General features: G+C 61.4%; 23 protein-coding genes, 2 tRNA genes and 1 pseudogene. 10 read left to right on the forward strand and 16 right to left on the reverse strand.

All coding sequences use genetic code 11. The features are described from left to right. Window positions 1–13: 13 nt before the first annotated feature. From BSY240_RS04295 to BSY240_RS04335, 8 genes are all read right to left on the reverse strand, one after another. Window positions 14–235, reverse strand: coding sequence for a twin-arginine translocase TatA/TatE family subunit (locus BSY240_RS04295; protein ID WP_054150147.1), 222 nt, complete (start codon window positions 233–235; stop codon window positions 14–16). Between the two features lie 12 nt (window positions 236–247). Further along, window positions 248–1,375 (reverse strand): ABC transporter ATP-binding protein, encoded by a 1,128-nt coding sequence (locus BSY240_RS04300; protein ID WP_069043820.1) that lies wholly within the window; start codon window positions 1,373–1,375, stop codon window positions 248–250. A gap of 89 nt (window positions 1,376–1,464) precedes the next feature. Next, complete coding sequence (gene scpB, locus BSY240_RS04305) at window positions 1,465–2,190, reverse strand: SMC-Scp complex subunit ScpB (protein WP_371418477.1); 726 nt, start codon at window positions 2,188–2,190, stop codon at window positions 1,465–1,467. A gap of 12 nt (window positions 2,191–2,202) precedes the next feature. Next, window positions 2,203–3,072: a segregation and condensation protein A gene (locus BSY240_RS04310; RefSeq protein WP_069041524.1), complete on the reverse strand. Its 870-nt coding sequence runs from the start codon at window positions 3,070–3,072 to the stop codon at window positions 2,203–2,205. Continuing rightward, a complete protein-coding gene (gene nagZ, locus BSY240_RS04315) occupies window positions 3,072–4,100 on the reverse strand; it encodes a beta-N-acetylhexosaminidase (RefSeq protein ID WP_069041525.1) in 1,029 nt (342 codons plus the stop codon). The genes BSY240_RS04310 and nagZ overlap by 1 nt, the downstream gene beginning before the upstream one ends. Window positions 4,101–4,226: 126 nt before the next feature. Then, window positions 4,227–6,422 carry an SPOR domain-containing protein gene (locus BSY240_RS24535; protein WP_171901547.1) on the reverse strand — a complete coding sequence of 732 codons (2,196 nt, stop codon included), beginning with the start codon at window positions 6,420–6,422 and terminating at the stop codon, window positions 4,227–4,229. A 924-nt stretch (window positions 6,423–7,346) separates the two neighbouring features. Next, window positions 7,347–9,107: an arginine--tRNA ligase gene (gene argS, locus BSY240_RS04330; protein ID WP_069041528.1), complete on the reverse strand. Its 1,761-nt coding sequence runs from the start codon at window positions 9,105–9,107 to the stop codon at window positions 7,347–7,349. 60 nt (window positions 9,108–9,167) lie between these two features. Further along, window positions 9,168–10,385, reverse strand: a complete 1,218-nt coding sequence (locus BSY240_RS04335) for a deoxyguanosinetriphosphate triphosphohydrolase (protein ID WP_069041529.1) — start codon at window positions 10,383–10,385, stop codon at window positions 9,168–9,170. 197 nt (window positions 10,386–10,582) lie between these two features. Here BSY240_RS04335 and erpA point away from each other — a divergent pair, with 197 nt between their 5' ends. Together erpA and xth are read left to right on the forward strand one after the other, a co-directional pair. Then, a complete protein-coding gene (gene erpA / locus BSY240_RS04340) occupies window positions 10,583–10,915 on the forward strand; it encodes an iron-sulfur cluster insertion protein ErpA (RefSeq protein WP_054150140.1) in 333 nt (110 codons plus the stop codon). Window positions 10,916–10,920: 5 nt separating this feature from the next. After that, the gene (xth, locus tag BSY240_RS04345; protein ID WP_054150223.1) at window positions 10,921–11,706 is read left to right on the forward strand and encodes an exodeoxyribonuclease III; all 786 of its coding nucleotides are present in this window, start codon (window positions 10,921–10,923) and stop codon (window positions 11,704–11,706) included. A gap of 75 nt (window positions 11,707–11,781) precedes the next feature. On the opposite strand, the gene exoR is transcribed toward xth, so the two are convergent. From exoR to BSY240_RS04385, 8 genes and pseudogenes are all read right to left on the reverse strand, one after another. After that, complete coding sequence (gene exoR, locus BSY240_RS04350) at window positions 11,782–12,543, reverse strand: exopolysaccharide production regulator ExoR (RefSeq protein ID WP_236759355.1); 762 nt, start codon at window positions 12,541–12,543, stop codon at window positions 11,782–11,784. Window positions 12,544–13,117: 574 nt separating this feature from the next. Next, window positions 13,118–14,343, reverse strand: a pseudogene (locus BSY240_RS04355) (OmpP1/FadL family transporter). A 435-nt stretch (window positions 14,344–14,778) separates the two neighbouring features. Beyond that, complete coding sequence (locus tag BSY240_RS04360) at window positions 14,779–17,709, reverse strand: valine--tRNA ligase (protein WP_069041530.1); 2,931 nt, start codon at window positions 17,707–17,709, stop codon at window positions 14,779–14,781. 114 nt (window positions 17,710–17,823) lie between these two features. Continuing rightward, window positions 17,824–18,786 carry a PopZ family protein gene (locus BSY240_RS04365; RefSeq protein ID WP_069041531.1) on the reverse strand — a complete coding sequence of 321 codons (963 nt, stop codon included), beginning with the start codon at window positions 18,784–18,786 and terminating at the stop codon, window positions 17,824–17,826. Between the two features lie 195 nt (window positions 18,787–18,981). After that, window positions 18,982–19,650 (reverse strand): protein-L-isoaspartate O-methyltransferase family protein, encoded by a 669-nt coding sequence (locus BSY240_RS04370; RefSeq protein WP_069041532.1) that lies wholly within the window; start codon window positions 19,648–19,650, stop codon window positions 18,982–18,984. Between the two features lie 211 nt (window positions 19,651–19,861). Continuing rightward, window positions 19,862–19,935, reverse strand: a tRNA-Cys gene (locus tag BSY240_RS04375). A gap of 129 nt (window positions 19,936–20,064) precedes the next feature. Next, complete coding sequence (locus tag BSY240_RS04380; protein WP_150127398.1) at window positions 20,065–20,289, reverse strand: hypothetical protein; 225 nt, start codon at window positions 20,287–20,289, stop codon at window positions 20,065–20,067. Between the two features lie 155 nt (window positions 20,290–20,444). Beyond that, window positions 20,445–20,726 (reverse strand): hypothetical protein, encoded by a 282-nt coding sequence (locus BSY240_RS04385; RefSeq protein ID WP_069041534.1) that lies wholly within the window; start codon window positions 20,724–20,726, stop codon window positions 20,445–20,447. Window positions 20,727–20,890: 164 nt separating this feature from the next. Between BSY240_RS04385 and BSY240_RS04390 the strand changes: the two genes are divergently transcribed. The 8 genes from BSY240_RS04390 to BSY240_RS04425 all read left to right on the forward strand — a co-directional run bounded on the left by BSY240_RS04390 (window position 20,891) and on the right by BSY240_RS04425 (window position 25,569). After that, window positions 20,891–20,965, forward strand: a tRNA-Asn gene (locus BSY240_RS04390). 170 nt (window positions 20,966–21,135) lie between these two features. Beyond that, entirely contained in the window at window positions 21,136–21,360 is a 225-nt protein-coding gene (locus BSY240_RS04395) for a hypothetical protein (RefSeq protein WP_054150124.1), read from the forward strand. Window positions 21,361–21,468: 108 nt separating this feature from the next. Then, window positions 21,469–22,914 (forward strand): cryptochrome/photolyase family protein, encoded by a 1,446-nt coding sequence (locus tag BSY240_RS04400; RefSeq protein ID WP_069043822.1) that lies wholly within the window; start codon window positions 21,469–21,471, stop codon window positions 22,912–22,914. Window positions 22,915–23,004: 90 nt separating this feature from the next. Further along, the gene (locus BSY240_RS04405; protein ID WP_054150137.1) at window positions 23,005–23,259 is read left to right on the forward strand and encodes a type II toxin-antitoxin system Phd/YefM family antitoxin; all 255 of its coding nucleotides are present in this window, start codon (window positions 23,005–23,007) and stop codon (window positions 23,257–23,259) included. Continuing rightward, a complete protein-coding gene (locus BSY240_RS04410; protein WP_069041535.1) occupies window positions 23,256–23,510 on the forward strand; it encodes a Txe/YoeB family addiction module toxin in 255 nt (84 codons plus the stop codon). The genes BSY240_RS04405 and BSY240_RS04410 overlap by 4 nt, the downstream gene beginning before the upstream one ends. Before the next feature lie 119 nt (window positions 23,511–23,629). Beyond that, entirely contained in the window at window positions 23,630–23,884 is a 255-nt protein-coding gene (locus BSY240_RS04415) for a type II toxin-antitoxin system Phd/YefM family antitoxin (protein ID WP_054150122.1), read from the forward strand. After that, window positions 23,877–24,323 carry a type II toxin-antitoxin system VapC family toxin gene (locus BSY240_RS04420; protein WP_069041536.1) on the forward strand — a complete coding sequence of 149 codons (447 nt, stop codon included), beginning with the start codon at window positions 23,877–23,879 and terminating at the stop codon, window positions 24,321–24,323. The genes BSY240_RS04415 and BSY240_RS04420 overlap by 8 nt, the downstream gene beginning before the upstream one ends. Before the next feature lie 208 nt (window positions 24,324–24,531). Then, entirely contained in the window at window positions 24,532–25,569 is a 1,038-nt protein-coding gene (locus tag BSY240_RS04425) for a cysteine synthase A (protein WP_069041537.1), read from the forward strand. Window positions 25,570–25,578: the final 9 nt, after the last annotated feature.

The raw sequence follows: 25,578 nt of genomic DNA on the forward strand, positions 1-25,578 counted from the left end.
CGGCTGAAGCCGATCACTTTACCTCGTCGGCCTTGTGGTCGACCGTCTTCGTCACGGTGGGCTGTGCGTTGGAGGCGGTCTGCTTCTCGCTCTCGTCCTCTTCGCTGATGCCCTTCTTGAAGCTCTTGATGCCCTTGGCAACGTCACCCATCAGTTCCGGGATCTTGCCGCGACCGAAGAGAAGCAGGACGATCGCCAGAACGATGATCCAGTGCCAAATGCTAAACGAACCCATGCCTGCCACTCCTTAGATTTTCGTTTCCCCGATGTAGGGGCTTTGCGGTGTCTTTTCAAACACCAAAATGTCCTTGGGCTCAACCGCAATCGTCACGTCGCGCACACCCGCTGACAACATGTCGGCCCGAATCCGCGCTCGAACCGGTCGCTCTGTGCCGGGAACGGCAAGATCGAGCAACTCGACGACGCCAAGGAAGCGCCGCGCGATGATGCGGGCCGGAATAGGACCGCCGCTTTCGCGAACCGACAGACCGGAGAGCCGCACGGCGACCTCAACCTCGGCGCCTTCGGCAATGTCTCCGGAATCGGCGGCCCCCAAGGGCGTCTCGACGCGACCGCCACGCACTCTCCCGGAGAATTCGTTAATCTCCGAGAAGAAGGCAGCCGCGAAAATGTCGTTGGGCCGGCGATAGAGATCGTCCGAGGTCCCAACCTGCACGAGCCGACCATTCTTCAGCAATGCAATCCTGTCGGCCATGCGCATGGCTTCCTCGGCGTCATGGGTGACGACGACGGCAGTCGCGCGGGTCTCACGAAGAATTGCGAGCGTGTCCGCCCGCACGGTGTCTTTCAGGCGCGAATCGAGGCCGGAAAAGGGCTCGTCCATCAAGAGCACGCTCGGCCGGGGTGCGAGCGCTCTCGCCAGTGCCACGCGCTGCTGCTCGCCGCCCGACAGGGCATGCGGAAACTTCTCGGCATAATGCGCGAGGCCGACGCGCTCCAGCGCAACCATGGCTTCGGCCACAGCCTCTTTGCGTGGCAGTGCAGTCAGGCCGAAGCGGGCATTGTCGAGAACGCTCATGTGCGGGAATAGGGCAAAATCCTGAAACATCAGCCCGATGCCACGCTTCTCCGGCGGCAGAAAGGTTTGGGGACCGGCCACTTCGCGATCGTTGATCAGAACCCGGCCTGCGGCCTGCGCCTCAATACCGGCAGCGATCCTGAGCAGTGTCGTCTTACCCGATCCGGAGGGACCCAGCAGGCAAAGCACTTCGCCCGGTTGGGCGGTCAGCGACACGCCACGGATCGTCTCCTTGCCGTGATAGCGATGCTGAATGTCCTCGAAGGTCAGGCGCGCGGCAAAGGTTACGCCCGCCGTGCGCTGGCCGTCTCCATGCTGGATCTTCGCTGGGTTCATTCTGCCGTCCGCGCGGCTCATCCCGGATCGTTGCGGATTTTTGGAGCCGCACGACCCGGCATCACCGGTCACCGTTGAAAAAGCTGACCCTATTCCTCTGCTTCACCGCCCGGAGTCAAGAGGCCGAGTTCCTCAAGGTCGAGCTGGGTAATCGGATCTTCCTCGTCGGTCAGATCGTCGTGGGCCATGGGAAGCGGTATGTTGAAGTTGGCGGGGATGCGGCCAGACAGCAGCCCTGCCCCCTTCAATTCTTCGAGACCGGGCAAATCACGCAGCTCTTCCAATCCGAAATGGTCGAGGAAATCGCGGGTCGTGCCGAGCGTGACAGGACGGCCGGGCGAACGACGGCGACCGCGAAACCGCACCCAGCCGGCCTCCATCAGCACGTCGAGCGTGCCCTTGGAGGTCTGGACGCCTCTGATGTCCTCGATCTCGGCGCGCGTTACCGGCTGGTGATAGGCAATGATCGCAAGCACTTCGAGGGCGGCACGCGAGAGCTTCTTGACCTCCGCCTCGTCGTTGCGGATGGCAAAGGACAGGTCTGCGGCTGTGCGAAAGGCCCAGTGGTCATCGACCTGCACGAGGTTCACCCCGCGCGCCGCGTAGTCCTGCTTCAGCTGGTGGAGGATTTCGGGCGCGGAAATACCGCGTGGCAGGCGCTCCTCGATAAAGCTTGTCGAGACGGGCTGGGCCGAGGCGAAGACGAGGGCTTCAGCGATCCTCAGCGCCTCGCGGCGATCGAGCTCGGCGCGCAGGGATGCGGAATGACCGCCCTCCTCTGGTTCCATGCCCTCCTCCGGCTCGAGATCGTCCACATCGGCCACGGCTTACTCCACCGCCTTGAGCGCCTCGGCCCTCGGGCCGCTGCGCATGTAGATCGGCTGAAAGGCACCGTCCTGGCGGAGTTCGAGGCGGCCCTCGCGCACCAGCTCAAGCGAGGCTGCGAAGGCACTGGCGATCGCGGTCACCCGCTCCTCCGGGCTCGGCAAGTAGCGCAGCAGGAAATGGTCGAGCGCCGTCCAGTCGGAGATCTCGCCGATCATGCGGGTGAGAATGCCGCGCGCGTCCGAGAGTGACCAGACGCGCCGCTTCTCAATGGTCACCTGCGTGATCGCCTGGCGTTGACGCAGTGAGGCGTAGGCGGTCAACAGATCGTAGAGCGACGCCTCATAGGCACTCACCGCGCGCGAGGGCACATGCTCCGGCGCCCCGCGCTGGTGGACATCACGACCGAGACGATTGCGATTGATGAGGCGGCTTGCGGCCTCGCGCATCGCCTCCAGCCGCTTCAGGCGGAAGGCAAGCGTCTGGGCCATTTCCTCGCCCGAGGGACCATCGTCCTTCGGCTGCTGCGGGATCAGAAGACGCGACTTCAGATAGGCGAGCCAGGCGGCCATCACGAGATAATCGGCGGCAAGCTCGATGCGAATGCGCCGCGCACTTTCAATGAAAAGAAGATATTGCTCCGCCAATGCCAGCACCGAGATGCGGGCGAGATCGACCTTCTGGTTTCGGGCGAGGAAGAGCAGCAGATCCAGCGGCCCTTCGAAGCCGGCGACATCGATCAGCAGCGCGGGGTCGCTTGCGGCCCTCTCCTCGGCCGTATCCTGCCAGAGGCTGTCCATCGGCGTCGGTGCCGGTGTCTCCCCGTTGGAAGTCCGGTTCAAAACCGTCGGCTGGACGGGGCCACGCACCATCAGGCCACCGCCATCAGGTTGGCGAATTCGTCGCGAAGGGCCTGCTCGTCGGCAGCTTCCGGAACACCAAATGCCGCCTCGACGGCATCCGCCCGCTCCCGTGCCTTCCGGGAGAGCTCCGACACGGCTGCTGCAACGCCTTTCATCTCGTCCATATGGCCATGGCAATGCAGGACAACGTCAAGGGCCGCAGCGACACGCACCGCCCGCTCGCCGATCGTGCCCTTCAGTGCATTCATCGAGATATCGTCGGACATCAGCAGCCCCTCGAAGCCGATCGCCTTGCGCACGATTTCCTCGGTGACAATCTGGGAGGTCGAGGCGGGATGATCGGGGTCGATGTCGGTATACACGACATGGCAGCTCATGCCCATCAACTCGTGGGCCAGCGCCTTGAAGGGCACGAAATCATGGGCTTCGAGTTCAGCCCGCGGCACGGTCACAACAGGCAATTCGTGGTGGCTGTCGGCCATACCCCGACCGTGGCCAGGGATGTGCTTGATGACCGGCAGCACGCCGCCGGCCTTCAGGCCATCGGCTGCCGCCTGCCCCATCTTGGCAACGACATGCGGATCGTTGGAATAGGCCCTGTCGCCGATGACGTTGGAGGCACCGACGATCGGCACATCCAGCACCGGGAGGCAGTCGACATTGATGCCGAGGCGATAGAGATCGAAGGCGTGCAGGCGCGACATCAGCCATGCGGCGCGCAGCCCCTTCTCAGCGTTCCGGTCATAGAGCGCACCGAGATCGGAGCCGGAGGGATAACGCGGTGCGATCGGCTCGCGGATGCGCTGCACGCGCCCGCCTTCCTGGTCGATCAGCACCGGAACTTCGTGACCGCCACCGACCGTCTCGCGCATTTCGGCGACCAAATCCTTGACCTGCTCCGCCTCGCCGATGTTGCGCCCGAAGAGGATGAAACCCCAGGGCTGTTCATCACGATAGAAAGCCTTCTCGTCAGGGCTCAAGCGCTGGCCGAGGCAACCGAGGATCATGGCTTTGGCGGGTCGGGACTGTGTTGTCATGGCAAGACCATATCGAGAGGGAGAGGAAAGCGAAGGGCCCGGCAGTGAGCGCCAAGCCCTCATACACAAAAAAAGAGGCGGAACACGCGGTTCCGCCTCTCGAAGATCTGAAAATTGGGTCTGACCTCAGCGTGAGACGAGGCAGCTTCCGCCGGCGGCGCGATACTGCTCACAGAGCGCCACGGCGTCATCCTTGGAGCCCGCGACGACCCGCACGCGGTAGAAGGTGCCCTTGCCGGGAATGTCCGCCTGACGGATTTCCCAGGGCTTGCCACCCAATACGCCAGCAAACTTGGTGGACAGGTTGCGATAGCTCTTCTGGGCGTCGGCCTCGGACGGCAGGGACGCGATCTGAACGCCGAAGCTGCCCGCCGGTGCTGCAGTGGCAGGAGCAGGCGTTGCCGCGGCCGGTGATGCGGCAGCAACCTCAGTCGGGGCTGCTGGCTGCGCCGGTGCCGTGGCAGCAGGAGCAGACGGACGAAGATTGCCCTGATCCGTTACGGTGCCGACGACGTTGACCGGCTGGTCGGCCGGGCGGGTCGTCGGGACCGGCGCACGCGATGCGGTTGTATCTGCGGGAGCCGCTACCGTCTCTGCCGTCACAGGCGTTGCGGCAGCCAGCTCAGCTGCAGCGGTCGTCGTGGCGGCAGGGGCAGTCGCCGACGCCGCAGCGTCGGTCGTACCACCCGGGGTCACGACGCGGGTATCGACGGTCCTCACAGTATCGGCGGCATTGGTGTTCGGGACGCTCGGCGGTGCAAGCACCGGAGCGTCGGCTGTCGATTGCGACGAAGGCGCAGACGCCGTCTCGACCGGAGCCGGTGTCGGCTCGGCTGGGACTTCCTGAGCGACTAGCGTGCCGTCGGGGCGAACGATCATCGTGCGCACCTTGCGCGGCGTGATCGTCGCCGGGTCTTCGGCGGCGGCCTGCGGCAGCTGGCCATCGGGGAGCAGGCGCGGATCCTCGGTTTCGCCAACAGGCGTCGCCAGGGCTTCGCTTCCACCATCCATCGGCAGCGTTTCCGGAATCAGGGTACGCTGGACAACATCGATCGGCTGCTCTTGCGAGGAAATCAGGCTGGGCTGCGTGGGATCCTCGACCCCATTGCCGGCCACGCGATCATAAACTGCCTTGTCCTGGTTCGGGACGGACTTGCCGCCCGGGTCCTCGGGGACAATCTTGACCGGAGACTTGTCAGCAGCGATCACCTGCGGCTCGCCGCTGCTCAGCGTGCCAACTGCTCCGCTGCCGAGCCAGGCAAAGAGGCCGCCTGCACCAGCGAGCAGCACGATGACGGCCGTGCCTGCCATCAAATACGGCTTGATGTGACGGAAACGGAAGCCCTGCCCCTCACCTGAAATGGTGATGTGGCCACGACTTTCAGGCTCCAGAGCCCCCGAGGAGGTCATCGAGCTGCGGAAATCTTCCTCCAATGCCTTCTCGAAAGCGTCGAAGTCATCCAGCGGTGCGCCAGGTGCTCGGGCGCCCGTTGCTGCGGCCGGTGCAACCTCTGCAGCAACACGGCTCACTGCGGTCGGGTTCGGCTGGCGTGCTGCCGGTACCACGGGCTGCTCGAACAAGGTTGCCAATTCCGCATCGATGTCGATGTCGTAATCTGGCTGGGGCGCCTGTGCAGGGCGTGCATCAGCCACCGGAACGTCCGGCACGTCCATGCCGCTCAGGGTTTCCAGCAAATCGTCCTGCTCGGAGATCTCGGACGGATCGAAGGCAAAGCTGTCGTCGACCGGCGTTGCAGGGCGCGCGGGCGCGCTTGGCATGGCGGGCGTAGCCACTTGGCTTTCAAAAGCCGGGCGAGCGACGGCCGCTGCAAAGGCGGAGGCCGATACGGTCGGCGCGGCAACATAGGCAGGTGCCGAGGTGCTGGCGCCGTAGGACGGTGCCGTGACAGCAGGCTCGACGCGGGCCGGTGCGACAGCAGGGGCAGTGGCAGCCGCGAACGCAGCAGCGCTGACGGCCGGTGCAGGCTGCGGCACAGATTTCTGAGGTGCGACGTCGAGTTCGGAAAGATCGAGCTCGATATCGTCAAGCTGCAGATCGAATTCCTGGTCATGGAAAGGATCGAATTCCTCGTCGGCAATCACAGGGGCCGCGCGCTGAACGACCGGCTCTGCGGCCTGGGGCTGAACGACAACATCCTCGTCGATAGCCAGTTCGTCGAGAAAATCGAAGCTGAAATCGACGTCGTCGCGGTCCGCTACAGGCGCTGCCGGAATGGGCGCAGGTGCCGCAACCGTCGAGGTGGTACGCGGCTCCCGCCTGCACGGCGAAGCCTTCGAAATCAGCCGAAACGGCAGGAGCAACAACGGGCTCGATCCGCTGCGGAGCGGGAGTGCTTGTCGGAATGGGCTCTACCGGACCCGCAGCCCAGTCAAAGCTTGCCTTGCCGAAATCAAGCGCCATCGGCTCCTTCTCGACCGAAATCGACTGAACGCTCGGGGCATCGTAACCCTGCAGATCGAGTGCCGGAATTTCGCGTGGCGGCTCGACCGCGAGCTGCGGCTCCGGGCGACGGGCCGGCTGGGCGGAAAAATTGGCGAGCGGCAGCCGCAGACGCGGCGGCTCGACCTGAGCCGGCTGCGGCGGCGCGACCGGGCGCAGATCAGCATCGGCGACAGCGAATTCAAGCTCGTCGGCAAGATCGAACGTCACTTCCGGCTCGACCTGCTCCGCGACAGGCGCGTGATCGACACGACCCGGCTCCTGGGCATCGGCCACGTACAGATCCATATCCGATACATAGGCGTCTTCATAAGCCGAGACGGACTTAGAATATTCGACCGATTCGGGCGCATAGGCCGCCTGCGGCGCAGAATAGGAAACGGTCGGCTCCGACTCGAAACGCGGCTCTTCGCGGTACTGAGCCACAGGAACGCTCTCGACGATGGCCGGACGCGCGACGACCGGCTCGGGCACAGACAGCGGCGGCGCATAGGACGGCGGCGCGGGCGAGGCCTCATAGCCCTCGAACTCGCGCATCAATTCGTCTTCGAGATTGAATTCGGCCGAGCGCATGTCGGGCGCCTGCGGAAGCGAGACAACCGGCTCACGCTTCAGCGGCTGATCGAACCCAACGATGCGGGCGAGTTCCGCCAACGGATCATCATCCGCGAAACCGTCGCCCTGCGATCGAATGCTGTTTGCAGCCTGCTTCTGTACCATTACCTGTTCCACTCACTCACGCGACTCAACGCCTGCCAGCGCAATGTGGGGAATTGGTGACGATACTATCGCATTTCTACCGGAGCTTCGGTGCCAGTAATGGCCAGTCCCGACTTCAACACGGAGGCGACAGCATGCACCAGCCCAAGCCTGGCGATGGTTAATTCTCTATGTTTATCGTTAACAAAGCGTAATTCGGGCGAATCCTTGCCCTTGTTCCAGTGAGTATGGAGCGAGCTTGCCAGATCATGCAGGTAAAATGCAAGTCGATGCGGCTCCTGCGACAGTGCGGCCGCCTCGATGATTCGGGGATATTCGGCAAGCTTGGCAATCAGGGCGAGTTCCGTCGGATCTTCGATCTGTCCCATTACGGCACCGGCAAGGTCGAGCTGCTCGATATCGAGATCGGGCAAGGCTTCCTTCGCCTGGCGCATGATCGACATGCAGCGGGCATGGGCATACTGCACGTAGAAGACCGGGTTGTCCTTCGACTGCTCGGTTACCTTGGCGAAGTCGAAATCGAGCGGTTCGGAGTTCTTCCGGTAGAGCATCATGAAGCGCACCGAATCGCGGCCGACTTCCTCAACCACTTCACGCAGCGTTACGAAGTCGCCCGAGCGCTTCGACATCTTCACCGGCTCGCCGTCGCGGTAGAGCTTGACCAGCTGGCAGAGCAGCACGGTCAGCTTCGACTTGCCTTCCGAGACCGCGCGGTTTACGGCTTCCAACCGCTTCACATAGCCGCCGTGGTCGGCACCGAGCACGTAGATCATCTCGGAGAAGCCGCGGTCGAACTTGTCCTTGAAGTAGGCGACGTCGGCGGCAAAGTAAGTGTAGGAGCCGTCAGACTTCATCAACGGACGGTCGATGTCGTCACCGACCTCGGTCGAGCGGAACAACGTCTGCTCGCGGTCTTCCCAGTCTTCCGGCAGTTGCCCCTTCGGCGGCGGCAGCGTGCCGCGATAGACGTGGCCCTTGAAGGTCAGGTCGTTGATGGCGGTACGGATCTTGGCGGCACCATTGGCATGCAATGTGCGCTCAGAGAAGAAGATGTCGTGATGCACATTCAGCGTGGCGAGATCGTCGCGGATCATCACCATCATCGCATCGATGGCCTTTTCCTTGACGATGGCCAGCATGTCCTCTTCCGGCATGCCGTAAAGCTTGGTGCCGTATTCGTCGGCAAGCGCCTTGCCGACCGGTACGAGATAATCGCCCGGATAAAGCCCCGTCGGGATCTCGCCGATATCCTCACCGAGCGCCTCGCGATAGCGCAGGAAGGCCGAGCGGGCGAGCACGTCGATCTGTGCGCCGGCGTCGTTGATGTAGTATTCTTTGATTACCTCATAGCCGGCAAAGCCAAGCAGGTTGGCGAGTGTGTCACCGACGACGGCGCCACGGCAGTGGCCGACATGCATCGGCCCGGTCGGATTGGCCGAGACATATTCGACATTGACCTTGTGGCCGGCACCGACGGTCGCGCGACCGAAATCGGTCCCCTGACGGATCATGGTCGCCAGCAGACGCTGCCAATAGGGCACCGACAGGCGGATGTTGATGAAGCCTGGACCGGCGACGCCGACGTCTGCGATGTCGGGATCCTGCTTCAGCTTTTCGCCGATCAGGTCGGCGAGCGCGCGCGGGTTCATGCCCATGCCCTTGGCGAGCACCATCGCGGCATTGGTCGCGGCATCGCCATGGCTCGGATCGCGTGGCGGCTCGACAACGATGCGGCTGAAGTCGAGGCTGTCGCGCTTCTCGCGCACCGCCTCGATCTCGTCGAGCGCTGCTTTGATCCGGATTTCGAAATCGGCGAAAAGGTTCATGGCGTGTCCCTGCGCGCCGGAGCTCAGTCCCGGCGTTCTCTAAAGAATTTCGTCGGGTGCCTATCGCAATTCAGGAGTCCGGTCAAACAGCTCGCGATGCGTTCGCACCGCATAGGTGTCGGTCATGCCGGCCAGATAGTCCCCGACATGGCGGGCCTTCTGGCCATCGTTGAGGCCCGAGATATGGTTCACCCAGAAGTGGCTCTTCATCAGCTTCGGGTCGTTCATATAGGCATTGAAAAGATCGGTGACGATCTCGGCCGCCGCGGCCCGGATGCGCATGATGTCGGGGTGGCGGTAGATACGGCTGAACAACAGCTTCTTGATTGCCTTATCGGTCTCGGCCATCTGATCGGAGAAGGTCGCGATCGTCATTGAGGCCGCCCTCACCTCCTCGACGCTCTGCGGTTGGACCGTCTTCAGCCGCTCCTGCGCCACGCTGATCACGTCCTCAACCATGCGGGTGATCTGCCGGCGCATGATCTCGTGGGTGAACCTGTCAGGATCGAGATGCGGATAACGGTCGCGCACCTCCTTCATCAGGCCGGCGAGGAAGGGAACGTCTTCCAACATCTCGAAGGTCAGGTAGCCCGAGCGCAGGCCGTCGTCGATGTCATGGGTGTTGTAGGCGATGTCATCGGCAATCGCTGCGACCTGCGCTTCCAGACCGGCGAAACTTGCCAGTTCCAGATCGTGGATTTCGCAATAGTCGAGGATCGGCTGCGGAACCGGGCCACGCGTCCCCTGCCCGTCCCTGGTCAGCAGAGGCCCGTTGTGCTTGACCAAACCTTCAAGCGCTTCCCAGGTGAGGTTCAGCCCGTCAAAATCCGCATAGCGGCGCTCCAGCTTGGTGACGATGCGCAACGACTGGGCATTGTGGTCGAAGCCGCCATAGGGTTTCAGCACCTCGTGCAGCGCATCCTCGCCCGTATGCCCGAATGGCGTATGACCGAAGTCGTGAACCAGCGCCACACCTTCTGCCAGGTCCTCGTCGAGCTTCAGGGCGCGGGCGAGAGCACGGGCGATCTGGGCCACCTCGATCGTATGGGTAAGCCGGGTGCGGTAGTGGTCGCCATCCGGGCCGATGAAGACCTGGGTCTTGTGCTTGAGGCGGCGAAAGGCGGTCGTATGGACGATGCGGTCACGGTCGCGCTGGAATTCGGAGCGGGTGAGGCTGCCGCCCTCTTCGAAGAGACGGCCGCGGCTCGCCCACGGATTGGTCGCGTAGATCGCCCGTTCTCCGGTCCCGAAACCCAATGCTGCTTGATCGATCGTCATGCGCGTGCCGCCTGCTCCCCATTGACGCAACTCGTGTGCCTTCATACCTATAGCGGACAAAGCCGCAAGGCGATGCAGGTTCCGAAGGGTCTTCGGGCCGTCTCGCCGGATCAAAAGTCGCGCAATTGCGTGACATTGTGGTGATTTGCGCCGAATAGAACCGTTTTCACCGGGCCTTGAACCCGGCAGGAGGCAGAATGAGCACCGAAACCGTTACCCTTTCCGAAGCCGCAGCGAAGCGAATCGCCGCAATCGTCGCAGCCGATGCCGACAAGCAGGCGCTGCGCGTGTCCGTCGAAGGCGGCGGCTGTTCCGGCTTTTCCTATAAGTTTGACCTGGACGGCCAGCCTGCTGGCGACGACATCGTGATCAGCCGTGACGGCGCCACGGTGCTGATCGACCCGATGTCGATCATCTACATGGCTGGCTCCGAGATCGACTTCGTCGACAACCTGCTCGGCCAGTCCTTCCAGATCAAGAACCCCAACGCGGTGGCGAGCTGCGGCTGCGGCACCAGCTTCTCCGTATGAGCATGATGAAAATAGCCACCTGGAACATCAACGGCGTCAAGGCGCGCATCGAGAACCTGTGCCAGTGGCTGAAGGATAGCCAACCGGATATTGCCTGCCTGCAGGAGATCAAGTCGGTCGACGAAGGGTTTCCGCGTGGAGAGATCGAGGCGCTTGGCTATCACGTCGAGACCCATGGTCAGAAGGGCTTCAACGGCGTGGCGCTCCTCTCGAAGATGAAGCCCGACGAAGTGAACCGCGGCCTGCCGGGTGACGAGACCGACGAGCAGGCGCGCTTCATCGAAGGCGTCTTCTCCGTCGAGGGCGGCGTCCTTCGTGTCGTCTCGCTCTATCTACCCAACGGCAATCCGTCTGACGACCCGGTGAAATATCCCTATAAGCTCGCCTGGATGGCACGCCTTGAGGCCTTTGCGCGCGATCGTATGGCGCTCGAAGAGCCGCTGATCCTTGCCGGTGACTACAATGTCATCCCCGAGCCGCATGATGCCAAGGACCCGAGCCAGTGGGTCACGGATGCACTCTTCCTTCCGCAGACACGGGCGGCCTTTCGCCGCCTGGAAAACCTCGGCTTCGTTGACGCCGTTCGTGCGACCAATGACGAGACGCCGCTGTTTTCCTTCTGGGACTATCAGGCGGGTGCCTGGCAGAAGAACAATGGCATCCGCATCGACCACCTGATGCTTTCGCCCGAGGCGTCCGACCGGCTGCGTTCGACGGCGATCGAAAAACACGTGCGGGCCTGGGAAAAGCCATCCGACCACGTGCCGGTCGTCGGGCATTTCGCGTTCTGAGACAGCGACGGATCGCAGACACAGAAATGGGCGCCGAGGCGCCCATTTTCATATGCACCATCAGCCACAAAGGGTTCAGTCGCCCTGCTCGTAGACCTGTGGCGCAAGCGCCACCGCCACCCTGCGGTCGTCTTCGGTGGCGAGGGAAAACGCCCGCTCCTGCAATTCCTGCATCCAGGGACAATCCTTGGCGCTGCAACGATCCAGGGCTGCAGTCAGGAAAGCGAGCCCGCGCACCGTCTGGCCTTCTTCGAACAGTACATTGCCGAAGATCGACATGGCGCCGGCATGGCCGCTCTTGCGGGCCATGTTCAGCCACTTCTTGGCCTGCTGGACATTCACCCTGCCGCCCTCGCCAGCAAGGATCATACGCGCCAGCTGGAATTGCGCTTCCGGCACACCAAAGGTCGATGCTACCTGGAAATAGATCTGCCGTGCCTGCGCGAGGTCCGCCTTGACGGGGCTGTCCGGGATCCCCTGCCGGTAATAGCGGGCAAGCGAAAGAAGCGCGTTGACGAAGAAACCGGTATCCGCCGACCCCGGCTCGACACCCTGATTGGCAATCTCCGCATAGATCTTGAAGGCCTCGAAGTCGTTTTCGACGACGCCGTCGCCAGCCGCATACATGTTGGCCAGCGCCCAGCGCGAGCCGGTATGGCCCTTTTCCGCTGCGTAGCGATAGGCCTCAACCGCCTCTTCCTTCTGGCCCTTCTTGTAGGCGTTGAAGCCGAACTTGAAGAGATCGAAGGGACCGGATTCCTTATTCACGCCGGCGTTCATATCGAATGCACGAGCAGACGGGCTCGAGGACAGCAGAAGAGCCGCCGTCAGAAGCATTGCCGAAGTCTTCCAGTCACCGAGACGCATGGGTCCGCACAATTTCCAAGTCATGATGGACATCAGAAGCCTCGCCCCACGTGTGCGACGAGTTCACCTGCGCCCGATCCGAAGAATACATCCAACCGATGAATAGACGGTTCATGACCGATTGCCCGGTCGGAGCTTCCGTCATCGCTCCTTCTTGTTCTCGTCTGCATGGAAGAGAGACTAGACTCGATTTCCGGCAAGACCGGGGCGATCGATCGCGCCCGATCCATTTTCCCTTCGAGACAGTCTGGACGCTCCCCAAAAGCGACCGAAGTCATTGCTATCAGCACCGAATTTTCGCCCCAGAGGCTCATGTGAAACTCTTAACACCACGCTCGGAAACAGCCCCCGCCGTTCCACGCAACACCGGTGCTCTTCGTTTGTGGCGGGAAATGGACAAATTCGCCCGATGAGCGGCCTGACAGGAAGGATAGAGGCGATGTTGCAGAATCATCACATTCCGGAAAGCTGAAAGACCGTTGCACGGGCTTAAACGAAAGAAGCCCGGACAAGCCGGGCTTCGATCAATTCGATGTCGCAGAGATCAGAAGCGAACCTTGAGCGAGGTCGAGACTGCTGCGGCGAGGTCGGTGCCGAAGTCGTAGGAGACGTCGCTGCCATAGGTTTCACCGCCAGTGGTGATCTGGCCCGAACTACCCGACGTGAGCACGCTGACAGCACCTGCGAGACGGAATTCAACATTCTCCGTCGGCGTGTAGGAAACACCGGTGCCGAAGATCCACGTGTCGCTCTGAGCACCAAAGCCCTGAGAGGTGCCACGATCCCAGGTCACGGAACCTGCAACGCTCCACTGGTCATTAAGCTTGTGCCCGATGCCGCCACTGACCGTCCAACCGTCACGATAGGCCAGATCAAGCGAGGTGCGCTCAGTGGTAGTCCCTACACGGTAGAAAACGCACTTTCTGCAACTGGCTCCAATCGGTCCACTTAACCGAACCGAAGGCCAACCAGTCAGGGGCAATACCTGACTGAATCTTCATTTCGATGGAGTCTGGCATCGCCGCCGAGCCATAGACATTTTCGAGGGTCTGACCAACTTGCCTTAAGTCAAGTGTGCCGGTGATGTCATCCAACTTCACCTGGCTGTTGTAAACAAGGCTTGCACGAAGCGCATACTCGGGAATTTCGTATGCGGCACCAATCCTCCAGCCGTAACCATCGCCCTCAAGATCCAGGCGCCCAACCCCCGTCAAGGTACCGAGGCCGGCTTGAACAGGATCGATTACAAGCCGCTCCTTGAATCCGTCAACTTCCTGATAGAAGCCGCCGCCGATGATCCTTGCCTGTCCAGGACCAAGATCGAACTTGTAAGAGCAGGTCAGCCCGTAATTGTGGCTATTGACCTTCGTCTCGATATTTTGGTTTGCGCCAGCCCAGTTAGATCCAGGCTTGGTATGGGCACCCCATGGCTGGGAGTAGTCCGCGACGCAATCAACGCCCTCGACAAGTCTTGCCTTGACGCCGATCCGTGGCACGAAATAGCTTTCGGTCTCCCCGACGCTCGTGGCGCGGTTATTCAAGTTACCACCCTGAATTGCGTTAACGCCAGTTTGCGTATCGCGTACGTTCTTAAGCGTGCGGTCCGGCGCGACATACGTCACGCCACTCTCGAACACATACTGGCCCGGATCGAAACAGAAGGTCGATGTTGTAACCGCCACGTTCAAGACCGCCTGCCTGCGCGCCTCCCACGAATGCGCATGCTGCGATCAGCCCGAGGGCCGTTGTCTTCATCAAATGGTTCGCCATGTCTCTCCCCAATTCAGGCAAAACTGTGATTGGCATACTAGACATGTGCGAGAGGATGGCAATCCGGTGACGGCCATCACAGGATTGTTCCCTCACCCAAATTTTTACGTAACGATCCTTACGCGCACGTCAAAACGCCGGGGCCATGGACAAAAATTCTCCAATGCCGCCCAAAGATCCTGATCCGTGAGAAAAAAATTTTACACAAAACACCATGCGTTGCGCGTGCGCCACAGTATTGCCGATCATCACCTTGGTCGAATTTTATGCATCTCGCCCGACCCAGGCAGGCAATGAGGACCTTGGCAACGAGATAACGCTCAGAATCAATATGAAATAGAGCAAAACACCCTTTTCAGCATGGTGCAGCGCAAAAAAGAAAAGGCCGGATGCAAGATCCGGCCTTTAGAATTTCATTCCTGAAGCTTTTGCAGATCAACCTGCCTCGATAACCCGCGAAAGCGCGGTCAGGAGGCTCGCCTTCTGCACTTCAAGCTCCTGCTGGCGTTCGCGCTCGGCAGCCACCACCTCCGGATTGGCATTGGCGACGAACTTCTCGTTGCCCAGCTTTCCGGCGATGCGGCCCAGTTCCTGGTCCACCTTGGCGATTGCCTTTTCGATTCGGGCCTTTTCGGCAGAGAGATCGATCAAGGCCCCCAGCGGCAGGCAGGCGGTTGCCTCACCGACGACGATCTGGGCAGCGCCCTTCGGTGCGACATCGGCAACGGTAATCGCCTCGACACGGGCGAGACGCTTGATCGCCGCATCATGGCGGATCAACCGCTCCTGGGTCACGCCATTGGCGCCGACGACGACGAGCGGGGCTGTCGCGCCCGGCGGCACATTCATTTCCGAACGGGCAGAGCGGATACCGGTGACCAGATCGATCAGCCAGTTGATGTCAGCTGCCGAATTCTCATCGGAGAATTCCGGCGTCGGCCAGTCGGCGTGGCAGAGTAGCATATCGCGGGACACACCCTCGCCTGCCGTATGGGCCCAGAGCTCTTCCGTCATGAAGGGCATGAAGGGATGCAAGAGCTTGTAGATCTGCTCAAGCACAAAGGCCGCGCAGGCCTGCGCTTCCTTCTTGGCGCTTTCGTCCTCGCCCATGAAGACGGGCTTGAGCAATTCCAGATACCAGTCGCAGAACTGGTTCCAGACGAAGCGATAGAGGCTGCCGGCGGCGTCGTTGAAACGATAGTTCTCGATCGCCTCTGTCACCTCGGCTTCCGTGCGGGCAAGCTCGGTGAGGATCCAGCGGTTGATGGCGAGCGAGGTTGTCTCCGGCAGGAATGCCGGATCGGCCTTCACGCCGTTCATTTCGGCAAAACGCGTGGCGTTCCACAGCTTGGTGCCGAAGTTACGGTAGCCAGCAATACGTGCCGGGTCGAGCTTCACGTCGCGACCCTGGGCTGCCATGATCGCCAGCGTAAAGCGCAGCGCGTCGGCACCGTATTCGTCGATCAGCTCCAGCGGGTCGATGACGTTGCCCTTGGACTTCGACATCTTCTGGCCGTTCTTGTCGCGAACCAGCGCATGCACATAGACCGTGTGGAAGGGCTCGACCGGCTTGCCGTCCTCGTCCTTCATGAAGTGCAGGCCCATCATCATCATCCGGGCGACCCAGAAGAAGATGATGTCGAAGCCGGTGACCAGCACGTCGGTCTGGTAATACTTCGCCAGTTCCGGCGTCTCGTCCGGCCATCCGAGCGTCGAGAAGGGCCAGAGTGCGGACGAGAACCAGGTGTCGAGCACGTCCTCGTCGCGAGTCAGGATCTCGCCGGGCTGGAAATTCTCGAGCTTCTCTTCGACCCAAGCCTTCCAGGGGCCTTCATGGGCGATGTAGTGCTGGATCGCCGAATGCAGCGCCTCTTCCTCGGTCTTCTCGACGAAGACCTGACCGTCGGGACCATACCAGGCAGGGATCTGGTGACCCCACCAGAGCTGGCGGGAAATACACCAGGGCTCGATATTCTCCATCCACTCGAAGTAGGTCTTTTCCCAGTTCTTCGGCACGAAGTTGGTGCGGCCTTCGCGCACGGAAGCAATCGCCGGCTCGGCCAGCGTCTTTGCGTCAGCAAACCACTGGTCGGTCAGCATCGGCTCGATGACGACGCCGGAACGGTCGCCGAAGGGCTGCATGATTTTCTTGTTCTCGACGAAGGGCATGTCATTGCCTTCGGCGTCCTTCACCGTGACGGCGAGACCTTCCGCATTGATCGTCTCAACGATGCGTTTGCGGGCTTCGTAACGGTCGAGGCCGCGATACTCTTCCGGGACCAGATTGATATCGTCAACCTCGGTCTCGTTCGGCAGTTCGCCTGATTTGGCGATGTCGAGGGCACGCGCGGCGTAGACGGCATAATCCTCGCCATCGGCGCGCATCTTCGCCTGGGTGTCCATCAAGCGGTAGAGCGGGATCTTGTTGCGGCGGGCGACCTGGTAGTCGTTGAAGTCATGCGCGCCGGTAATCTTCACCGCACCCGAGCCAAACTTCGGATCCGGATATTCGTCGGTGATGATCGGGATCAGACGACGATGCTCCTTGGGTCCAACAGGGATCTCGCAGAGCTTGCCGACGATCGCCGCGTAACGCTCATCCGAGGGATGGACGGCCACCGCGCCATCGCCGAGCATGGTCTCAGGCCGCGTCGTTGCGATCGCGATATAGTCGCGCTCCTCCTGGAAAGTGACGTTGCCGTCCTCATCCTTCTCGACATAGGTATAGGTCGCACCACCGGCGAGCGGATATTTGAAGTGCCACATATGGCCTTCAACTTCCTTGTTCTCGACCTCGAGGTCGGAGATCGCCGTCTCGAACTTCGGATCCCAGTTGACCAGCCGCTTGCCGCGATAGATCAGGCCCTCTTTATAAAGCGAAACGAAAACTTCGAGGACTGCGGCCGACAGACCCTCATCCATGGTGAAGCGCTCGCGCGACCAGTCACAGGAGGCGCCGAGGCGCTTCAGCTGGTTGAAGATCAACCCGCCCGATTCTTCCTTCCATTCCCAGACCTTCTCGATAAAGGCCTCACGGCCCATGTCACGGCGCGAAAGGTTCTGGCCGTTTTCAGCAAGCTTGCGCTCGACGACCATCTGGGTCGCAATGCCGGCATGGTCCATGCCCGGCTGCCACAGCACATCCTTGCCGCGCATACGCTCGAAGCGGACCATGATGTCCTGCAGCGTGTTGTTCAGCGCGTGACCCATATGCAGCGAACCGGTGACGTTCGGCGGCGGGATCACGATGGTGAAGGTGTCCTCGCCCGGCTTCGCATTGGCGCCGGCACGAAACGCATCGGCGTCTTCCCATGCTTTCGCGATTTTCGGTTCGACGGCGGCTGAATCATAGGTCTTTTCGAGCATTTTCCGACCGGATTTTCGAGTTCTGGATGTGGCTTGGTAAATAGGACTGACAAAACCAAGTCAATAAAAAAGGCCGCTCTTGCGAGCGGCCCATGATCCCCAAAGGGAGTTCAATCAGCGTCGCGGGCCGCGGGCGACGCGTTCGATTTCCTCGCGCACGAGACGCTCCACCAGCGTCGGCAGATTGTCGTCGAGCCAGTCCTTGAGCATCGGACGCAGCATCTCCTCGGCAACCTCGTCGAGTGAACGGCGCTCGCTGCCGTCAAAGGCGGCCGCGAGTTCGGAGAAGGAGCGCGAAACCTGCTCGACTGTTGCGGCGGAAACAAGGGCGGTCAGATCCCGTCCCTCGTTTTCCGTCTTCTGATGCATATCGGTGGCGGCGGACGTCGTCTGCATGTCCACCTCGAACGATGGCTCTGCCTGCTCCGTGGCGGGTTCCAGGAATGTCGGCTCCCTGCGTTCAGCGCGAACCTCAACATGGGCCATGCGCCCGATCGGCGACGGTTCTGCGGGGCGCTCGGCTTCCCGTTCGACACGCGGCGCTGGTGCCTGAGCCGGTTCGGCGGCGTTCGTCGGGCGCAGCTGCTGGTCGCGCATCTCGGAGAGACGCGTCGACATGACAGGCACCCTATGCTGCGCCTCGTCGGCCGAAATTTCGCTGTCGCGACGTGGCTGCGAGACCGTCACATGGGCAGTCGTGTTGGACAATTGCGGCGGGCTCGGACGTTCGGTGCGTTCGGAGGCGGATCGTACACGGGCGGCGAGATCGGCAAGCGACACGCTCTTGGGTGCTTCCGGAGCCTGTTCGAGGACCGGCTCGCGACGCGGCTCGACTTCGGCGCGCTCCATGTCCCGCTGCGGAAACAGGGGGAAAGCGGAACCGGCATCGTTGGCCGGGACGAATTCGCCGCCGTCATAGCCCATGTCCTCGTCGCTTTCGCCCTGATCGTCGGTCAGCGACGCTGCATCCTGCGTCAGGCTTCCACCGTTCACGGGATCATTGCTCTCGATGATCCGGCGGATGGATGCCAGGATCTCTTCCATGGACGGTTCACGCGCTACGCTTGGCTGAGCCATACTAATCCCCGTTGTCCTCAGAAATTCTCGGTCGGGAGATAAGCACCCACACCGATTCGCGCTCACCCTAGGATACGCGCCTCTCGAAAAAAATCACGTGCGCAGAATGAATTGCCGTGATGCACAGCTTTGTTGCGCACCAACGAAAAGGCCCGCACGCGGCGGGCCTCAAACGCACTCGTTGAACGTCGAGCTTCAGAAGACGAATTCGGCTGCCTTACGGAAACCGGGCAACGGCTTCACGGCGGCATTGAAATATTCGGTGTGGGAGGTGATGCCGCTATTCTTGACATAGAGGCGGGCGCGGGCCGCATTGCCATAACCGACGACGGCGACAAGACGACCACCCTCGCGCAGCTGCGCCAGCAGGGCTTCCGCCAGCTCCTCGACGGCACCGTTGACGAAGATGACATCATAGGGTGCTTCGGCGGCATAGCCGTCCTCCAGCTTGGCGGAGACGACGGCGACATTGTCATAACCGAGTTCGGAGAGCGTTTCGGTCGACCGGGCCACAAGCGCCTCGTCGCTCTCGGTCGCCACGACGGAACCGGCGAGCAGCGACAGGAGCGCTGCGGCGTAACCTGCACCACAGCCGATCTCGAGCACCAGGTCATCCTTGGTGATGGCGGCCAGCTGCAGAAGCTTGGCGAGCGGCGACGGCTCCATGATGTAGCGAGCCGGATTGCCATTGGCGGCGGGCGCCACCTGCATATCCTCGTCGATATAGGCGAGCGGCTTCAGCTCGGCTGCAACGAAGGCTTCGCGCGGCACCGAAAGAAAGGCGGTCAGCACGGAATGGGACGTGACGTCCGTCGTCCTGATCTGGTTGTCCACCATCTTGGTGCGTGCTGCTACGTAATCCATCATTTCATTCGCGCCCCGTGTCGACCGGCCATAGCGGCTTATTCCACCCGTGTCTTTAATTGCAGGGCGAGGCGCTTTCAAGCCGGTCTTCTTCTCGCACACGAGAATATCGCGGTCGCGAAGTGACGCAGTCGCTCTTGCGGAACGCGCAAAGACGACATCACCGATGCCGCCGGGATAAGGTCGATTGTATCTATGGAGAGAGTTCGGATGGAGGCCTCGCCCGGAATTGAACCGGGGTACAAGGATTTGCAGTCCTCTGCGTCACCACTCCGCCACGAGGCCATCCGAGTAGAAAAGTGCGTGTGGTGGGCGGCATTTAGAACGGATCGAGAGTGAGCGCAAGGGGAAATTCATCAAATTTCGCGGCGCTCCTGTGGATGCCCGAAGGCGCCCTTCCCCGCCCGATTTTCCTTAAGAGTCCTCTCGCCAGCGACGACGATCAAGCAGGCGTGTTGCGGCCATGGTGCTGGCGGCTTCGGCCAGGCGTCCGGGATCGGTCATGCCCGATGTATAAAGCCGGATCACCGCCTTGCCCACCGCTTCGCGATGGCCGTCATCGGAATAAGCGGGCTGTGCCGGTTCGGCCGCCCGCATCGCGTGATCGATAATGTGAAAATCTCTTGGCGTCAGAATCAAGGAACTCTCCGCCTGGATTAATATGTTCATGTCGTATGACCTTTCCGGGAACCAGACGGCGAGCGCCGCGTTCGGTATCCCCGATTGAGTCCGCCCAGGGTATCGGGTTGGAACCATCAGGTCATTTCACTATGACATGTGCCGCGTTGTGGGAGTCAGCTCCCGCTGCCGGGGCGTGACGCGTCCTTGCGGCGACTCCACCAGACGGTCAAACGCCGACGACGGCGTCGAACGGCCGGTAGGTCATGCGAGAGAACGATCAGGCCAAGCGGCACCATCCAGAAGCCCAGGATCGGCAGGAAGCCCAGAAAGCCACCGCCGACGAGTGCCGTTCCCGTCACGATTCGACCGGCCTTGGAGCGCGGAACGGGGATCTCGAGCCTGCCGAGGACAAGGCGCCCTCGCTGTTGGTCGAGCCGATACCGACGTTCTGGCATTCACGAGACTCCCTACGTTTCAGCGGTTTTGGGCCCCCTTCCCACGGCCCTCCAGATGGTGAGCCCACAAATAAAAACAAGACGATGACATTTTTTTTGAAAAACCGCTTGGCAAACGGAGCGAGCATCAGTATTACCCCGCTCACACCGCGGCAAGCGGCTGTTCCCTGGTAGCTCAGCGGTAGAGCATTCGACTGTTAATCGACAGGTCGCCGGTTCGAATCCGGCCCGGGGAGCCATCTAATTTCAAAGCCCGCGCCTCACAAAGGCAGCGGGCTTTTTAATTGAATGCTCGTTGCCGGCCCACAAGATCCAATGTGGACTTTCCGGCAATGGTTCCGAAACCCCCTCTTCACCTTTCGCTGCTATCTCCCTCCTCGTACGGAAAAGAATGCAAGGAGGACGGCCGATGTGGCTTGAGCTTCACGATGGGGACGGCTTTCCCTTCTACGTCAACATGGACAATGTGGTGGATTTCCGCTGGTACGAGCGGGAAGGCTATACCTGCCTGCTGACCACCGCCCCGGTCGCCGAAAAGCTGCATCGCCTCTATGTCCGCGAAAACGCCCAGGAAATCATGGCCATGCTTCGGGCCGAACAGGCCCGTCGCATCCCTGCACGCTCCGCCGCCTGACAGACCGGGCTGCAGGCGCATGCCAGAGTGTGAGATTCGTGACAGCGGCGTGATCTTGTCGCGGTAACCCTTCGTATGGCTTTGAAAGCCAACGAAGAAGAACAACGCATGCCGCAATCCGCCAAGACGCTCATCCTCTGGTTCCGCAAGGATCTCCGGATCTCCGACCACGCCGCGCTCGCAACCGCGGCGGACGAGGGGTTTCGCATCGTCCCTCTTTATATAAGGGAGCCGGAGCACGCCGGCACCGGACCGCTCGGCGCGGCGCAAGCCTGGTGGCTGCATCACTCGCTTGAAGCCTTCGGGGAATCGCTGGCAAGGCTCGGCTCCAATCTGATCCTGCGCAGCGGCGCCGCAGACGCCATGCTCGCCGATCTCATCACAGAAACCGGCGCTTCGGCCGTCTTCTGGAATCGTCGTTATGATCCCTCAGGCATTGCTGTCGACAAGGCGTTGAAGGCAAAACTGATCGCTGATGGCATCGACGTGCGCACCTTTGCCGGCCAGATCCTGCACGAGCCGACCAAGCTCAAGACCGGCGCCGGCGGCCATTTTCGCGTCTATACGCCCTTCTGGAAGGCGCTGGACGGGTCCGGCGAGCCGCCCGAGCCGATCCCTGCCCCGAAGTCGCTCACCGCACCTGAGCATTGGCCGAAGAGCGAGACGCTTTCGGACTGGAACCTGCTGCCGACCAGGCCGAACTGGGCGAAAGGCTTTGAAAGCGAATGGCAGCCCGGCGAAGACGGCGCAAGCAAGCGCCTCGCCGCTTTCATCGCATCCGGCCTCAAGGGCTATCGCACCCGCCGCGATTTTCCCGGTGAAGCGCATGTCTCGATGCTCTCGCCGCACTTAGCGCTGGGCGAAATTTCGCCCGCGTCCGTCTGGCACGCGACGCGCGGGCTGCCGGACGCCTATTCGAGTGAGGACTATATCCACTTCCGCAAGGAGCTCGTCTGGCGCGATTTTTCCTATCATCTGCTCTTCCATTTTCCCGATCTCGCGACCAAAAACTGGAACGCCAAGTTCGACGTCTTCCCCTGGCGCGACGCGCCGGATCTGCTCGAAAAGTGGCAGCGTGGCCAGACCGGCTACCCGATCGTCGATGCCGGCATGCGCCAGCTCTGGCAGACGGGCTTCATGCACAACCGCGTGCGCATGATTGTCGCCTCCTTCCTGATCAAGGACCTTTTGATCGACTGGCGCGAAGGCGAACGCTGGTTCCGCGACACGCTTGTCGATGCCGACCCGGCCTCGAATGCAGCCAGCTGGCAATGGGTCGCCGGCTCCGGCGCCGATGCCGCTCCCTTTTTCCGCATCTTCAACCCCACCAGCCAGGGCGAGAAATTCGATCCCGAAGGGGCTTACATCCGTCGCTTCGTACCGGAGCTGAGAGGCATGTCGAACAAGTTCATCCACAAGCCATCGGAGGCGCCCTTCGCGATGCTGAAGGAAGCAGGCGTGAGCCTCGGCAAGACCTATCCGCTGCCGATCGTCGATCACGGCAAGGCAAGGGATGCGGCGATGGCGGCGTTTCAGGGGTTGAGGGGGGAGTGATGCGGCCACGCCGAGTTGTGCAAATCGACGGGCGCCCAGCAAAAAGAGAGCAAGAGTTGCTTCTTGTACGCGATCAAGTACAATAAAGGGATGAGAACGACATCCTACAGCGACCTGCGCAAGAACCTGGCCTCTCTGCTCGACAGCGTGACTGAGGACCGGACGCCTGTGCTGATCACCCGTGATCGCGGAAAACCAGCTGCCGTTCTGATGTCGGTGGAGGATTTTGCGTCCTATGAGGAAACGCAGCATCTCCTAAAGAGCCCCCGCAACGCCGAACGCCTGCTTGAAGCGGTGCGGGACCTCGATGAAGGCAAGGGCGAGGCGCGCGAGCTCTCGGAGTGAAGCTCATCTTCCATGCGCGTGCCTGGGAGGACTACCTGTATTGGCAGTCTACCGATCCGAAGATGCTGGCGCGCGTCAATCAATTGATCAAGGACAGCAGCCGATCACCCTTTCATGGCATCGGCAAACCGGAGCCGCTGCGGGGCGAGTTGCGCGGCTGGTTGTCGCGGCGGATCGATCAGGAGCATCGGCTCGTCTATCGTCCGAAGGAAGACGGGCTCCTGATCGCGCAGTGCCGCCATCACTACTGATCGACTTTGGGAAGGACCCTAGTGGCCAGTTCGACGGCCAGCAAACTCAGCCCCCCGCACTGGACCTTGATCCATCTCTCCGCTAAAATGACCATACATAGTCATTTTAGGAGATCCACATGTCGAGCATGAGTGTTGCCGATGCCAAGGCAGGATTCGCCAGCCTCGTCGATGATGCCGCCAACGGCGAATTCGTTACGATTACCCGTCACGGGAAGCCTGCCGCCATGTTGGTCAGCGTCGAGGCCGGAGAGGCGGCGAAACGGGCGATGTCGAAGCCGAGACCGAATTTCGGAGAGTTCCTGATGTCTTATCCCGGCCCCGCCGATCTAGTCCGCAATCCATCCCCCATGCGGGACGTCGAGCTTGAGTAACGGCTTCGTCATCGACACCAACATTATCTCGCTCTTTTCGCCCGACCGGAAGCAGGCGCCATCAGAGGCGATGCGGATGTGGTTTCGAAATGAAGGCGAAGTCCTCTATGTGTCGGCCATCACGCTGGCGGAGATCGAGAAGGGCCTGCGCAGATTGTATCGTCGCGGCAGCTTCGAGCGGTCGCAGCGCTTAAGCGACTGGCTCGATACGATCACTGAAACCTTCGGCGACCGAATCTTGCCCGTCGACCCCATCGTTGCCCGGATCGCCGGCGGGCTCGACGATGTCGCTACCGCGAGCGGCGCGCATCCCGGGTTCGCCGACATCCTGATTGCCGCCACAGCAAAGGCTTACGGGCTGACAGTGATTACCGCCAATCTGAAGCACTTCATGCCTCTTGGCGTGGCCTGTGATTTTCCAGAAGCCCTTAAATCCTAGTCCCGAACGCATTTTCCCTCTCTCCGCCGCCACGCGAAAAGCCATTCCTTGCCTTTGCCTGCCCTCGGGCGGAAAAGACCTGTCCACGTTTCGCGCTGACCGCTGCCCCGCAGAATCTTGCCCAGAAGGACAAAATTGCGCGGCATACCGGTTTTCTTCCCCGCGCATTTGGTTCTAGTGTCCGCGTCAGACAAAAAAGGCAGGCATCATGGCATTTCACCCCTCCGTGCTCGAGGCGATCGGCAATACGCCCCTCATCCGGCTGAAAGGCGCCTCGCAGGCGACCGGCTGCACCATTCTCGGCAAGGCCGAATTCCTCAATCCCGGCCAGTCGGTCAAGGATCGCGCGGCGCTGTTCATCATCCGTGATGCCGAGCGGCGCGGGCTGTTGCGCCCCGGCGGCGTGATCGTCGAGGGCACGGCCGGCAATACCGGCATTGGGCTGACCATGGTGGCCAAGGCGCTTGGCTACCGCACCGTGATCGTCATCCCCGAGACCCAGAGCCAGGAAAAGAAGGATGCGCTGAAGCTGCTCGGCGCCGAACTCGTCGAAGTGCCGGCGGTGCCGTACAAGAACCCGAACAACTATGTGAAGATCTCCGGCCGTCTCGCCGCCCAGCTAGCGAAGAGCGAGCCCAACGGTGCGATCTGGGCGAACCAGTTCGACAACACCGTCAACCGTGACGCCCATATAGAGACGACGGCGAAAGAGATCTATGAGCAGACCGGCGGCGCCGTCGATGGCTTCATCTGCGCGGTAGGCTCAGGCGGCACGCTCGCCGGCACCGGCATCGGTCTTCGCAACATGAAACCATCCGTCAAGATCGGCCTTGCCGATCCGGAGGGTGCTGCGCTCTTTGAGTATTACAAGAACGGCGAGCTCAAGTCCTCGGGATCCTCGATCACCGAGGGTATTGGCCAGGGCCGCATCACCGCGAACCTTGAAGGTTTTGCGCCTGACTTCGCCTATCAGATCCCCGATTCCGAAGCGCTCGACATTGTCTTCGACATCGTCGAGAACGAGGGCATCTGCCTCGGCGGCTCGTCAGGCATCAACATTGCGGGTGCCATGCGTCTGGCTCGCGAACTCGGCCCCGGCCACACGATCGTGACGATCCTCTGCGACTACGGCAACCGCTATCAGTCGAAGCTCTACAACCCGGATTTCCTGCGTTCGAAGGGTCTGCCGGTTCCGGCCTGGCTGGAAAAGCGCCCCGCCTTCGACCTGCCCTTCGAAACTGCCTGATTGTTATTG

The sequence above is a fragment of the Agrobacterium sp. RAC06 genome, from assembly GCF_001713475.1.
GTDB lineage: Bacteria > Pseudomonadota > Alphaproteobacteria > Rhizobiales > Rhizobiaceae > Allorhizobium.